The organism is Microbacterium sp. SGAir0570, from assembly GCF_005491085.2.
GTDB classification, from domain to species: domain Bacteria; phylum Actinomycetota; class Actinomycetes; order Actinomycetales; family Microbacteriaceae; genus Microbacterium; species Microbacterium arborescens.
Map to the genome: position 1 here is coordinate 1,574,450 of NZ_CP027929.1, position 13,303 is coordinate 1,587,752.

Annotated in this window: 14 protein-coding genes; 10 read left to right on the forward strand and 4 right to left on the reverse strand. The window is 69.4% G+C overall.

Going from position 1 to position 13,303, the window contains the following annotated elements; translation table 11 throughout:
• Nucleotides 1-23: 23 nt before the first annotated feature.
• Nucleotides 24-275: a hypothetical protein gene (locus C1N74_RS07485; protein ID WP_023950993.1), complete on the reverse strand. Its 252-nt coding sequence runs from the start codon at nt 273-275 to the stop codon at nt 24-26.
• A 370-nt stretch (nt 276-645) separates the two neighbouring features.
• On the opposite strand from C1N74_RS07485, the gene smc reads away from it, so the two are divergent.
• Genes smc through C1N74_RS07505 form a run of 4 tightly spaced genes read left to right on the forward strand, consistent with a single transcriptional unit; the run spans nt 646 to nt 6,030 of the window.
• Entirely contained in the window at nt 646-4,152 is a 3,507-nt protein-coding gene (smc, locus tag C1N74_RS07490; protein ID WP_088379908.1) for a chromosome segregation protein SMC, read from the forward strand.
• A gap of 4 nt (nt 4,153-4,156) precedes the next feature.
• A complete protein-coding gene (gene ftsY / locus C1N74_RS07495; RefSeq protein WP_023950991.1) occupies nt 4,157-5,029 on the forward strand; it encodes a signal recognition particle-docking protein FtsY in 873 nt (290 codons plus the stop codon).
• 55 nt (nt 5,030-5,084) lie between these two features.
• Entirely contained in the window at nt 5,085-5,585 is a 501-nt protein-coding gene (locus C1N74_RS07500) for a DUF2004 domain-containing protein (protein WP_023950989.1), read from the forward strand.
• Nucleotide 5,586: 1 nt separating this feature from the next.
• The gene (locus tag C1N74_RS07505) at nt 5,587-6,030 is read left to right on the forward strand and encodes an MSMEG_6728 family protein (RefSeq protein ID WP_023950987.1); all 444 of its coding nucleotides are present in this window, start codon (nt 5,587-5,589) and stop codon (nt 6,028-6,030) included.
• A 27-nt stretch (nt 6,031-6,057) separates the two neighbouring features.
• On the opposite strand, the gene lipA is transcribed toward C1N74_RS07505, so the two are convergent.
• Together lipA and lipB are read right to left on the reverse strand one after the other, a co-directional pair.
• Nucleotides 6,058-7,080 (reverse strand): lipoyl synthase, encoded by a 1,023-nt coding sequence (gene lipA / locus C1N74_RS07510; protein ID WP_023950984.1) that lies wholly within the window; start codon nt 7,078-7,080, stop codon nt 6,058-6,060.
• On the reverse strand, nt 7,077-7,715 hold the full coding sequence (lipB, locus tag C1N74_RS07515) for a lipoyl(octanoyl) transferase LipB (RefSeq protein WP_023950982.1): 639 nt from the start codon (nt 7,713-7,715) through the stop codon (nt 7,077-7,079). The genes lipA and lipB overlap by 4 nt, the downstream gene beginning before the upstream one ends.
• Before the next feature lie 58 nt (nt 7,716-7,773).
• On the opposite strand from lipB, the gene C1N74_RS07520 reads away from it, so the two are divergent.
• Together C1N74_RS07520 and ffh are read left to right on the forward strand one after the other, a co-directional pair.
• Nucleotides 7,774-8,340 carry a TetR/AcrR family transcriptional regulator gene (locus C1N74_RS07520; RefSeq protein ID WP_172407781.1) on the forward strand — a complete coding sequence of 189 codons (567 nt, stop codon included), beginning with the start codon at nt 7,774-7,776 and terminating at the stop codon, nt 8,338-8,340.
• A gap of 33 nt (nt 8,341-8,373) precedes the next feature.
• Entirely contained in the window at nt 8,374-9,927 is a 1,554-nt protein-coding gene (gene ffh, locus C1N74_RS07525; RefSeq protein ID WP_064956639.1) for a signal recognition particle protein, read from the forward strand.
• A 16-nt stretch (nt 9,928-9,943) separates the two neighbouring features.
• Here the strand turns inward: ffh and C1N74_RS07530 are convergent, their stop codons facing one another.
• A complete protein-coding gene (locus C1N74_RS07530; protein ID WP_023950979.1) occupies nt 9,944-11,113 on the reverse strand; it encodes a glutamate--cysteine ligase in 1,170 nt (389 codons plus the stop codon).
• 183 nt (nt 11,114-11,296) lie between these two features.
• On the opposite strand from C1N74_RS07530, the gene rpsP reads away from it, so the two are divergent.
• The 4 genes from rpsP to trmD are packed head-to-tail and all read left to right on the forward strand — an operon-like array spanning nt 11,297 to nt 13,282.
• Complete coding sequence (gene rpsP, locus C1N74_RS07535; protein ID WP_023950978.1) at nt 11,297-11,722, forward strand: 30S ribosomal protein S16; 426 nt, start codon at nt 11,297-11,299, stop codon at nt 11,720-11,722.
• Nucleotides 11,723-11,726: 4 nt separating this feature from the next.
• Complete coding sequence (locus C1N74_RS07540; RefSeq protein ID WP_023950977.1) at nt 11,727-11,957, forward strand: RNA-binding protein; 231 nt, start codon at nt 11,727-11,729, stop codon at nt 11,955-11,957.
• A gap of 1 nt (nt 11,958) precedes the next feature.
• Complete coding sequence (gene rimM, locus C1N74_RS07545; RefSeq protein WP_023950976.1) at nt 11,959-12,576, forward strand: ribosome maturation factor RimM; 618 nt, start codon at nt 11,959-11,961, stop codon at nt 12,574-12,576.
• Between the two features lies 1 nt (nt 12,577).
• Nucleotides 12,578-13,282, forward strand: coding sequence for a tRNA (guanosine(37)-N1)-methyltransferase TrmD (trmD, locus tag C1N74_RS07550; RefSeq protein ID WP_103840593.1), 705 nt, complete (start codon nt 12,578-12,580; stop codon nt 13,280-13,282).
• Nucleotides 13,283-13,303 lie beyond the last annotated feature (21 nt).

A 13,303-nucleotide genomic window follows, 5' to 3' on the forward strand; every position in this document is an offset into this window, starting at 1 on the left:
TCGTCGCCGAGACCCCACGCGGATCAACGGTAGGGAGTGAGCAGGTACGCGCGCTCCCAGTGGCGCTCGCGTGCCTCTCGAGCGGCGAGCTGCTCGCGGCGGTACGCGACCTCTGGCGCAGAGCTAGCGCCGCGGTTCGCGCTCCACACGATGAGGCGCAGTGCGATCCGCAGCGCAACGCGCTGGGCGAGGGTCGGACGGCCGACGAGAGTCTGCTCGGGGATGACAGGCCGCGCAGGCGCAACCTCGGGACGTCGTTGTACGACGGTGTTCATGGTGTCCTCGTTCGAAGAGGGCGGATGTGCGATGGCGACGACGTGCGTCGCGGGGACAGCCAGGGGCTGCTGCCCGGCGCGCGGAGATCACGCGGGGCGGAAAGGCGGAACGGGGCGAGGGACTCGCAGACTCAGACGTTCAGCGGAGCACCGACGACGGCGGCTCCACCGATAACGCAGACGAAACGGTCGCGGTGCTCGGAACGAACAGCAACAGCGTTAAACGCGGTGACAGAAATCAACATCGGGGAACCTCCTTTCGTCAGGGATGCGGAAAGTGACGCTAGCGGTCCGTCCGGTGCGGCGTCAAGTCCGGCGCGTCATCCTCCGGTAGCGTGTGGACGTTGACCGAGCGCCGGGAGGGTTCGACATGCACCTGAAGAGCGTCACGCTCAAGGGCTTCAAGTCGTTCGCCCAACCGACCACGTTCGTGCTCGAACCGGGGGTCACCTGCATCGTCGGGCCGAACGGCTCCGGCAAGTCGAACGTCGTCGACGCCCTCGCCTGGGTCATGGGAGAACAGGGAGCCAAGACCCTGCGCGGCGGCAAGATGGAGGACGTCATCTTCGCGGGCACCGCGACGCGCGGTCCGCTCGGTCGTGCCGAGGTGCAGCTGACGATCGACAACCACGACGGCGTGCTTCCGATCGAGTACGCCGAGGTCACGATCAGCCGAACGCTGTTCCGGAACGGGTCGAGCGAGTACGCGATCAACGGCGAGACGTGCCGGTTGCTCGACGTGCAGGAGCTGCTGAGCGACTCCGGTTTGGGCCGCGAGATGCACGTCATCGTCGGGCAGGGCCGTCTCGACACCGTGCTCCAGGCGAGCGCGGAGGACCGCCGCGGCTTCATCGAAGAGGCGGCGGGCATCCTCAAGCACCGGCGCCGCAAGGAGAAGACGGTTCGCAAGCTCGAGGCGATGGAGACGAACCTCACCCGGCTGAGCGACCTCGCGGGCGAGCTGCGACGGCAGCTGAAGCCGCTCGGCAAGCAGGCCGAGATCGCCCGCGAAGCGGCGACGATCGCCGCCGTCGTCCGCGACGCGAAGGCGAGGCTGTTCGCCGATGACCTCGTCGCCCTGCGTGCCCAGCTCGCCGACCACGCCCGGGACGAGCATGAGCGGCACGCCGAGCGGCTGGTGCTGCAGGACCGGCTCGACGGTGTGAAACGACGCATCGACGAGCTCGAGGCCGAGCAGCGGTCCGAAGCCGTCGACCGTGCACGCGCCACCGCTTTCGCGCTCGAACAGGTCCAGGAACGGGTACGCGGGTTGCACACGCTCGCAGCGCAGCGCCGAGCGCTCCTCGAAGACGACGGCCAGCTCTCGATAGAGGTCGCCACGGTCGGGCAGTCGGCCATCGACGAGGCTCGGCAGGAGGTCGACGACATCGCGTCAGGCGTCGGTGATGCGCAGGATGCGGCTGCTGCGGCATCCCGCGACGTCATCCGGGCACGCGCCGAACTCGATGCGCTCGACGCCGACATCGCCGCCCAAAGCGCTCTCGTCTCGGAGCACGACATGCGCCTGACCAAGCTTCGCGGCCGGGCCGAGGCCGCAGCATCCCGGCTGGAGGCCCTTCGAGCGACGGTGGAACGGCAGCAGCGGGGCCTCGATGCCGCTCGCGCGCGCCGCGCCGAGGCGGAGGCAGCCCTCGAGCAGGTCCAGGCGGATGCGGCTCCCGAGATCAGCTCCGCCGAGCACACTGCCGCCTACGAGCGGGCTCAGCGCGATGCCACGGACGCCGAGACCGAGCTGGCGGGGATCCGCGAGAGGCTGCACGCGGCCGAGCGCGAGGTCGAGTCGCTCACGGCGCAGACCGCGGCACTCGGGCGCGCGCTCGAGGTCCGCAATGCCGCTGCCGATCTCCTCTCGCGCGGTGACGAGGGGCTGCGATCCCTCGTCGCCGACGCCCTGAAGGTCGAGCCGGGCTACGAGGCCCCGGTGGCTGCCGCTCTGGGGGCTCTCGCTGAAGGCGTGCTCGCGGTCGATGTGGCGGCAGCGCTGCGGGCGGCGGCCACCGCCTCCGCGGATGACCTCGGCGTGGTCGACATCGTCCTGGCGGACGCCGCGCGGGGAGAGGCTGTCGCCGCTCCACCGGGTGCTGTTCGCGCCACCGACATCGTCAGCGGTCCCGACGGTGTCGTCGGGCAACTCGAGAATGTGCTCGTCGCGGATGACCTCGACGCCGCTGTGCGCATCCGTGACGGCTGGGTCGCGAACGAGCGCGAGCGTGCCGTGGTCGTGACGAAGCAGGGTGAGCTCGTCTCGTGGCGCACCGTCCGGGCCGGCTCCGGCGAAGGGCGATCGCGTCTCGAACTCGCGGCCGAGCGCGATGCGGCGGCCGAGCGGCTCAGCGAGATGAGGGTGGTCGCCGACGCGCTGCGCGAGTCGCTGGCCGAAGCGCAGGCGGCGTGGTCCGAGGCACGCGCCCGCACGAGGACGGCGCTCGAGACCCTCCGGGCGCACGACGCGGCGCTCGCGGCCGACGCGGAGAAGTTCAACCGGGCTACCGTGCGGTACGAGGCGGCCGTCGCGGAGTGCGATCGGCTCGAAGCGGGTATCGCACCCGCTGTGTCCGCCGTGACCGAGGCCGAATCGGCGGCTCGCGAGGCTGAGGAAGCGCTCGCGGCAGCGGCTGCGGCACCGAGGCCGATCCTCGACGCATCGGCGCGCGAGGGGCTCCTCGAAGCCCTCGAACAGACACGCGAACGCGAGATGCGCGCCCGGCTCGACGTCGAGACCCTGCGGGAGCGCGTGCGAGCCGGAGAGGCACGTGTGGTCCAGCTCGAACGCCAGCGCGAGCGCGAGCGGGCAGCCGCCGCCGAAGCCGCCCGGCGCGCCGTCATCCGGAGGCGGCAGCGTGCGATCGCGGACGCCGTCGCCGCACAGCTGCCCCCGCTGCTCGAGTCGATCGACCGGTCGGTCGCGGCCGCCCGCGTGGAGCTGGGTCGCGCCGAGCAGGCGCGGAGCGAGATCACGAGCGAGCTCGCAGAGCTGCGCCGTCAGGATCAATCGGCGCGCAGCCGACTCGCAGCCCTCACCGAGTCGGTCCACGGACTCGAGATGCAGATGCACGAGAAGAAGCTGCACGTGACGAGCCTGCTCGAGCGTGTCGCCTCGGAACTCGGGTTCGACGAGGACATTCTTGTTTCGGAATATGGGCCGGACCAGCCCGTCCTCGATGATTCGGGCGAGCCGGTGCCTTTCGATCGGAACGCGCAGCGGCGTCGCCTCGCCGAAGCGGAGCGAAAGCTCGCGCAGCTCGGGCGGGTCAATCCTCTGGCGCTCGAGGAGTACGCCGCGCTCGAGCAGCGCCACGCATTCCTCACCGAACAGCTTGCGGATCTGACGCAGACACGGGCCGATCTGCTGACCATCATCGGCGAGCTGGACGAACGGATGCAGTCGATCTTCCTGGCCGCGTTCGAAGACACCAAGATCGCGTTCGGCGAGGTCTTCCCGATCCTGTTCCCGGGCGGCACGGGCAGCATCTCGCTCACCGACCCCGACAATCCGCTGACGACCGGTATCGAGGTCGCGGTGCGACCCGTGGGCAAGAAGATCGAGAGGTTGTCGCTGCTGTCCGGCGGCGAGCGGTCCCTGGCCGCCGTCGCGCTCCTGACGGCGATCTTCAAGGCTCGCCCGAGCCCGTTCTACATCCTCGACGAGGTCGAGGCGGCGCTCGACGACGCGAACCTCGGTCGCCTGCTCGGCGTGTTCGAGCAGCTCCGCGAGTCGAGCCAGCTCATCGTGATCACCCACCAGAAGCGCACGATGGAGATCGCCGACGCCCTCTACGGCGTCTCGATGCGGCAGGACGGCGTGTCGGCGGTCGTCGGTCAGCGCGTACGCGAGCGCGCAGGCGCCGTAGGCTGAGGGCATGGCCGACAATCCCTGGTCGCTCTCGCGCGCGCTGCGCGGGCTCTTCGTCAAGCCGACCATCGACGAGAACACGTGGGACGACCTCGAGACGGCGCTGCTGACCGCCGACTTCGGGCCTGACATCACCGAGCGTCTCGTCGACGACCTGCGGGACAAGGTCGAGCGGTACCGCACCACCGACCCCCGTGATCTCCAGCGCATGCTGAAGGAGACGCTCGAGGAGCGGTTCGCAGCCTTCGACTCGACCCTGCGCCTGACCGAGCGTCCCGCCGTCGTCCTCGTCGTCGGTGTGAACGGCGTGGGGAAGACCACGACGATCGGGAAGTTCGCGAAGTTCCTGCAGCGATACGGCCGGTCGGTCGTCGTCGGTGCGGCCGATACGTTCCGTGCCGCGGCCGTCGACCAGCTCGCGACGTGGGCCGAACGCGGCGGTGCACAGATCGTCCGGCCGCAGCAGGAGGGCCAGGACCCGGCTTCCGTCGCGTTCCAGACGATCGATTACGCCAAGCGGACGGGCACGGAGATCGTGCTCGTCGACACCGCCGGCCGCCTGCACACCAAGGGCGGCCTGATGGACGAGCTCACCAAGATCCGGCGCGTCATCGAGAAGCAGGCGCCTATCAGCGAAGTGCTGCTGGTGCTGGATGCGACGACGGGCCAGAACGGCGTGATGCAAGCCGAGGCGTTCCTCGAACACGCCGGCGTGACGGGTCTCGTCCTGACCAAGCTCGACGGGTCCGCGCGGGGCGGTTTCGTGCTCGCGGTCCAGGAGCGCACCGGCATCCCGGTCAAGCTGCTCGGTCAGGGCGAGGGCATAAACGACCTCACCGGTTTCACCCCGCACGTGTTCGCAGCCGCTCTCGTCGACTGAGCGCCGCGCCGCATCTCCACTTCCCCCGCACCCTCACGGCTGGTTTCATAAACACATGGCGATCGAGCACGACTACTTCGGACTCCTCGAGTCGGGTCCGGACGGATCGATCTTCTGGTCGGATCACGTCGAGATCGGCGACCAGACGGTCACCGTCGATCTCACGGCCCCGGATCAGGACGACGTGTCCGCCGCCGCGCTCGACGTCGCTGCCGCGATGATCTCGGCGATCGAGTCGATCGACCTCTCCGCCCGAAACGCGATGGTGTCGGAGCTCAACGACCGCACGAGCGAGGTGACCGAGTTCATCCTCCAGCAGCAGGAGGAGCTCGGAGAGGACATCGAGTCGTACCTGGTGGATATCTCCGGCGACGTCCACATGGACGTCATCCGGTCGCTGCAGCTGATCAGCATGACGATCCTGGCCGACGAGCACGGGGGATCGGACCCGTTCGCGGTGCTGGAGTACGCGCTCGACCCCGACTCGACCGAAGAGGTGCTCCTGGTCAACCTCACGAGCGACGGCAGCATCCAGTCGGTCACCAGCGCCGACTGACGTGCAGACCTTCCTGCCCTACCCATCGTTCGCCGAGTCGGCGGCTGCGCTCGACACGGCTCGACTGGGCAAGCAGCGCGTCGAGACGCTGCAGCTGCTGCGGGCCAACACCGTCCCGGGATACGGATGGCGCAACCACCCGGCCGCCAAGATGTGGCGCGGCCATCTGCCGGCCCTCACGGCGTACGGCCTGGCGATGACGGACGCGTGGATCGCCGCCGGTCGCCCGGATACGGTCCGGCCGCAACTGCTGCGGTTCGCTCCCGATGTCGACGGGATGCCCGAGAGCGAGCTCGAGATGCCGCCGTGGCTGGGCGATGAGGCGTTCCACCTGTCTCACCGCTCCAACCTCGTGCGCAAGGATGCCGCGTTCTACCGCCCGCGTTTCGGCGATGTCCCCGACGACCTCCCGTACATCTGGCCGCCGGACCCGACCGCGGCCTGAGTCGCACGCGGACGGGTCGGCGACTCGTCAGACGGCCTGCGCGAACCCGGACTGCGCGGAGTCGGCGAGGTGCGCGAGGTGCGGGGGGATCTCCCGGCCCTTGGCGGTCATCGATTGCGCCCACAGCCGCCCGGCCCGGTAGGAGGACCGCACGAGTGGTCCGGCGAGAACCCCGAGGAAGCCGATGCGCTCCGCCTCTTCGCGGAAGCCGACGAACTCCTCTGGCTTGACCCACCGGTCGACCGGCAGATGACGAGGCGTCGGCCGCAGATACTGCGTGATCGTGATGATGTCGGTGCCGGCGTCGTGGAGGTCCTGGAGCGCCTGCACGACCTCCTCGGGGGTCTCGCCCATTCCGAGGATGAGGTTCGACTTGGTGATGAGTCCGGCGTCACGGGCGCGCGTGATCACGCCGAGCGAGCGCTCGTAACGGAACGCGGGTCGGATCCGCTTGAAGATGCGGGGGACCGTCTCCACGTTGTGCGCGAAGACCTCCGGTCGCGACGCGAAGACCTCGTCGAGCTGCGCCGGGTCGCCGTTGAAGTCGGTCGCGAGGATCTCGACGCCCGTGCCCGGGTTCTCCGCGTGGATCCGTCGCACCGTCTCCGCGTGCAGCCAGGCTCCGCCATCGGCGAGGTCGTCGCGCGCCACCCCGGTGACCGTGGCGTAGCGCAGCTGCATCCGGCTGACGCTTTCGGCGACGCGCCGCGGCTCGTCGGTGTCGTACTCGGCCGGTTTACCCGTGTCGATCTGACAGAAGTCGCACCGTCGTGTGCACTGCGAGCCGCCGATGAGGAAGGTCGCCTCTCGGTCTTCCCAGCATTCGTAGATGTTGGGACATCCCGCCTCCTGGCAGACGGTGTGCAGGCCTTCCTCGCGCACGAGGTCGTGGAGCGCGCGATACTCCTCGCCCATCCGGGCCTTCGTCTTGATCCACTCCGGCTTGCGCTCGATCGGCGTCTGCGCGTTGCGGACCTCCAGGCGAAGGAGTTTGCGTCCCTCCGGCCCGCCCGCGGCGGGAGCGGCGGGCACGGCGCAGCCGCCGCTCATGCCGCGACCGCCGTCTCGAACTCGGCGCGGAAGCGACTCGTGACGGTGTCCACCACGTCGGCGGGCGAGACCCTCCGGGCCAGGACCGTGGAGAGTGAGGCGACGCCGGCATCGGTGATGCCGCACGGGATGATCTGCTCGAACGGCGCGAGATCGTTGTCGCAGTTGAGCGCGAAGCCGTGCATCGTCACGCCGCGCTGAACCCGGACGCCGATCGCCGCGATCTTGGCGTCGCGGCCGTCCTGGCTCACCCACACGCCGCTTCGGCCCGCCACCTGCCGGGCTGAGACGCCCAGGTCCGCGACGGCTGAGATGAGGACCCGCTCGAGCCTCCGCACGTGCGAGACGACGTCGACGGGCTCGGGCAGGCGCAGGATCGGGTACCCCACCAGCTGTCCCGGGCCGTGCCAGGTGATCTTTCCGCCGCGATCGACATCGACGACGGCGGTCCCGTCGGTCGGTCGCTCCGCGGGCTCGGTACGCGCGCCCGCGGTGAACACCGCTTCGTGCTCGAGGAGGAGCAGCGTGTCCGGGCTGCCGGCGACCACGGCGTCGTGGACGCGGCGCTGCAGCTCCCAGCCTTCTGCATAGGGGACGACGGCGGGGGCGAGCCCCACGACGCGGACATCGAGCACGGATCCTCCTCGAGATACTGGACTGCGTCCAACAATACGACACGCCTAGGCTGTGATGGTGACGTCATCCACCCGCGCGGGCCGGCCTCGCGTGTCGTCCCGCGAAACCCTTGCGGAGGCCGCCTGCGAGCTGTTCCTCGAGCGCGGCTACGAGGCGACGACGGTCGCCGACATCACCCGGCGTGCCGGTGTCAGCCGGTCGAGCTTCTTCAACTACTTCTCATCGAAGTCGGCGGTCCTGTGGTCGGGGCTCGACGAGCGCATCGGGGCGCTCGAGCTCGCTCTGCGGGGCGCCGGCGGTGCCGACGAGGTCGCGTCTGCGATCGGCGACCTCGCCCGAGGCTTCGCCCCCGACGCCCTGGCGCTGGCGATCGTCAACGACGTCGCGATGGGACTGTCGGACGAGCTCGCGCGGGATGCCGCGTTGCGGGCCGCCCGCGTCGCGCGTGCCGTCGCCGCGGCCCTTCACCGCTCGGGGATGGCGGCACTCGAAGCCGACATCCTCGGCGCGGCCTGGGGCGGTGCGGTGCTCGGCGCCGTCCGCTCGTGGGCCCGCGGGGGAGCGGGGCGCGCCGACCTGGCTCAGGAGATGGGGCGAGCTATCGCCATCGTCCGGGGGCGCTGACCGGGTCGCCCTCTCGCATAGAATCGAGGGATCATGGCAACTTTCGGCACGCTCTCCGACCGTCTTACCGAGACCTTCCGGAATCTCCGCACCAAGGGAAAGCTCTCGGCGGCTGACGTCGACCAGACCGTCCGTGAGATCCGCCGTGCGCTTCTCGACGCCGACGTCGCTCTCGCGGTGGTCAAGGAGTTCACCGCCAAGGTGCGCGAGCGCGCGCTCGGCGACGAGGTCAATCGCGCGCTGAACCCGGCGCAGCAGGTCGTCCAGATCGTCAACGAGGAGCTCGTGGGCATCCTCGGCGGCGAGCAGCGCCGCCTGCAGTTCGCGAAGAACCCGCCGACCGTGATCATGCTCGCGGGTCTCCAGGGCTCGGGAAAGACAACGTTCGCCGGCAAGCTCGCCAAGCAGCTCGAGAAGGACGGTCACACGCCGCTCCTCGTCGCGTGCGACCTCCAGCGTCCGAACGCCGTGAACCAGCTCCAGGTCGTGGCCGAGCGTGCCGGTGCCGCCATCTACGCTCCCGAACCCGGCAACGGCGTCGGCGACCCCGTGCGCGTCGCACGCGACGGTGTCGAGCATGCACGCCGCCAGCAGCACGACGTCGTCATCATCGACACGGCGGGACGCCTGGGCGTCGACGCGGAGCTGATGAAGCAGGCCGCCTCGATCCGCAAGGCCACCGATCCCGACGAGGTGCTATTCGTCATCGACGCGATGATCGGTCAGGACGCGGTCAACACCGCCAAGGCGTTCCAGGAGGGTGTCGACTTCACCGGCGTCGTCCTCTCCAAGCTCGACGGCGACGCCCGAGGCGGTGCCGCTCTGTCGGTCGCCTCTGTGACTCAGCGCCCGATCATCTTCGCTTCCACGGGCGAGGGCCTCGACGACCTCGAGCCCTTCCACCCCGATCGCATGGCCAGCCGCATCCTCGACCTGGGTGACATCCTCACCCTGATCGAGCAGGCGCAGCAGGCGTTCGACGAGCAGGAGGCCCTCGCGGTCGCCGAGAAGCTCGCGAAGGAGCAGTTCACGCTCGAAGACTTCCTCGACCAGCTTCAGCAGATGAAGAAGATGGGGTCGATGAAGAAGATGCTCGGCATGCTGCCGGGCATGGGGCAGATGAAGCAGCAGCTCGAGCAGTTCGACGAGCGCGAGATCGACCGCACCGAGGCGATCATCCGGTCGATGACCCCCGCGGAGCGCCGCAACCCGAAGGTCCTCAACGGCTCGCGTCGCCTGCGCATCGCGCGCGGATCGGGGATGACGGTGACCGACGTCAATCAGCTGGTCCAGCGGTTCGAGCAGGCGGCCAAGATGATGAAGACGGTCGCGCGCGGGGGCGTTCCCAACATCCCGGGGATGGGGCCGATGGGCGGCAAGCCCGGCGCCTCGAGCAAGCGTGGCAAGCAGGCCAAGAACAAGGGCGGTTCCCGTTCGGGCAACCCCGCGAAGCGCGCCGCCGAGAACGCGGGCCTCGCGACCGCGACCGCGCCGACCGGCTCGGGCTTCGGTCTGGGGGCAGCCGGGCAGGCTCAGCCGAGCGAGGCCGACCTCGCCGAGATCCAGAAGCTCTTCGGCAAGGGCTGAGTCGAGCGGGCCCGGCTCAGCGGCCGACGTCCGGCTTCGCCAAATGCTGGCGCAGCGTGGGGCCGTCGCGGAACTCGCGGATCAGGTGCTGGACGACCTCGCGAAGGTCGCCGTCGGCGGCATCCGCGACGCGCGTCTGACGGAGGTAGCTGGCCCCCTGATCGAGAATCGTGTTCAATCCACGGAACTCGCGCGCGCAGTGCAGCTCTTCGGCGATCGGCTCGAGTTCGGCCATCGTGTCGCGGAGGTGGTCGGCGACGTGGCGCTGAGTGCCGTCGGCATCGACGATCAGACGCGCGTCCAGCCCGTACCGAGCTGCCCGCCACTTGTTCTCGCGGACGAACCACGGCGGGATCGTCGGGAGCTCGCGGCCCTCATCGAGCTGCCGTGAGAGATGCTCGGTGAGGACCTGGACGAGGGATGCCACGGCCGCCAGCTCGGGGAGGGTCGACATCCCGTCGCAGGCGCGGATCTCGATCGTTCCCCACTTGGGAGCGGGGCGGATGTCCCAGCGCACCTCCGAGGCGTCCTCCATGACGCCCGTGCGGACCATGCCGTCGAGGTAGCTCTCGAAGTCGCTCCACTGTGTGAAGCTCCACGGCAGGCCGGCGGTCGGCAGCTGCTGGAAGACGAGGGCCCGGTTGGACGCGTATCCGGTGCGGTCGCCGGCCCAGAACGGGCTCGACGCCGACAGGGCCTGCAGGTGGGGGAGGTAGAGCGACAGTGCGTTGATGAGGGGGAACACCTTGTTGACGTCCTCGACGCCGACGTGGATGTGGATGCCCCAGATCATCATGTTCCGGCCCCACCACTGGGTCCGCTCGATGAGCTTGTGGTAGCGGGTCTTGTCGGTGATCTGCTGCTCGTACCATCGGGCGAAGGGGTGACTTCCGGCGCAGAGCATCTCGAGGCCGCGCGGTGCGGCGAATTCGCGCACCCGCTGGATGGCGTCATCGATGTCGTCGACAGCCGCGGCGACCGTGTCGCCGACCCCGCTGGTCACCTCGATGGTGTTCGTCAGCAGCTCGCCGGTGATCGTGTAGCGCTCGAGTGCGGAGGAATCCTCCACCTCGGCGAGCACTTCGGGCGCCCGGGGCGCGAGATCCCCGGTGTCGCGGTCGGCGAGCATCAACTCCCACTCGATGCCCACGGAGGAGCGGGCAGACGTGGCGAAGGGGACCGTCATGCGCTCAGTCTGACACGCGGTGCGGTGCGGTTCGCGACGACCGTCATCATCTGGCAAAATAGACGGTTGGACCGCTCGCTCGACCCTCTATCCGGCGGGAAGGTCCACCCTCAGAGCTCCCGCCGGGTGTGCACCCCACGCTCCAGGCGACGTTCACTTCACATCACACCACTCAGGAGAATTGTGGCTGTCAAGATCCGTCTCAAGCGCCTCGGTAAGATCCGCGCGCCCTACTACCGCATCGTCGTCGCCGACTCGCGCACCAAGCGCGACGGCCGCGTGATCGAGGAGATCGGTCAGTACCACCCGACCGAGGAGCCCTCGATCATCAAGGTCGACTCCGACCGCGCCCAGTACTGGCTGTCGGTCGGCGCTCAGCCGACCGAGCAGGTCACCGCGCTGCTGAAGCTCACGGGCGACTGGGGCAAGTTCAAGGGCGACAAGAACGCCGTCTCGACCGTCCGCACGGCCGAGGCCAAGGGCGAGTTCGTCGCAGACGCGTCGAAGAAGTCGGTCATCAAGCCGCAGGCCGCCAAGAAGGCCGAGGAGCCCGCCGCTGAGGCTCCCGCCGACGAGGCTCCCGCCGCCGACGCGACCGACGCGGAGTAATCCGTTGCTGTCCGCCGCGCTCGAGCACGTCGTCAAGGGGATCGTCGATCATCCTGATGACGTCGTCATCCGTTCCTCCTCGTCGCCCCGCGGCGAGGTCCTCGAGGTGCGCGTGCACCCCGACGACCGGGGACGGGTGATCGGGCGCGGCGGACGCACCGCCAAGGCGCTGCGGGCGCTGATCTCCGCGCTTGCCGACGGCACGCGCGTTCGCGTCGACGTCGCGGACGACTGACATGGCCGCCGACCCCGCTCGCACACAGCTGCGCGTCGGGCGCCTCGTCAAGGCGCACGGCCTCAAGGGCGCACTCAAGCTCGAGCTCTACACCGATGATCCCGACGGCCGCTTCGTGCCGGGCGCGACGTTCACGTTGCAGGTCCCCGAGGCGTCTCCCTGGCACGGCAAGTCCGTGACCGTCCGCGAGTTCCGGTGGATGAACTCGCACCCCGTTCTCTTCCTCGAGGACGTCAACGACCGCGATGCTGCCGAGAGCCTCGTCAAGGCCATCCTCTGGGTCGACCAGGACGGCGACGCCACGGTCGAGGATGACGCCTGGTTCGATCACCAGCTCGTCGGCCTCGACGTCGTGCGCGACGGCGAGCGGGTTGGACGCATCGCACGCGTCGATCATCTCCCCGCGCAGGACCTCCTCATCGTCCAGCGCGACGGCGACGACACCGAGATCCTCGTGCCGTTCGTCAAGGCGATCGTGCCCGAAGTGGATGTCGCTGCGGGCCGGGTCATCGTGACCCCGCCGGCGGGGCTGTTCGAAGACCTTCCGGCCGAGGAAGCTGACGACGCCTCCGGCGCGGCATCCGACCGGGACGGCGACGACGCCCCCTCCGAGGACTGACGTGCGCGTAGACGTCGTCACGATCTTCCCCGCATTCTTCGACGTCCTCGAGGTCTCCCTTCTCGGCAAGGCGCGCGGCGCCGGCCTCCTCGACGTCCGCGTGCACGACCTGCGGGACTACACCGCCGATCGGCACCGCACCGTCGACGACACCCCGTATGGCGGCGGTGCGGGGATGGTGATGAAGCCCGAGCCGTGGGGGCTTGCACTGGATGCGATCGTGGCGGACGCGGGCGATCGCCCGACGTTCATCTTCCCTTCGCCTGCCGGCGAGCGATTCTCGCAGAGCACCGCGCGCGAGCTGAGCGGAGCGTCGCACCTGGTCTTCGGCTGCGGCCGCTACGAGGGAATCGACGAACGCGTCTTCACCTACGCGGCGACGCTCGGCGATGTCCGGCTCATGAGTCTCGGGGACTACGTCCTCAACGGGGGAGAGGTCGCCTCGATGGCGATGATCGAGGCGATCGGGAGACTGATCCCCGGCGTCGTCGGCAATCCCGAGAGCCTCGTGGAGGAGTCTCACGAGGACGGGCTGCTGGAGTACCCCTCGTACACGAAGCCCGCATCGTGGCGCGGTCACGATGTGCCGGACGTCCTGCTCAGCGGGCATCACGGGCGCGTCGCGGAGTGGCGGCACGCCCAGCGGGTCGAGCGGACGCGCGAGCGCCGTCCCGACCTGCTTCCCGCGGACGACTCCGAAGCCTGAGCCGGAAGCCGGTCGGGGCGA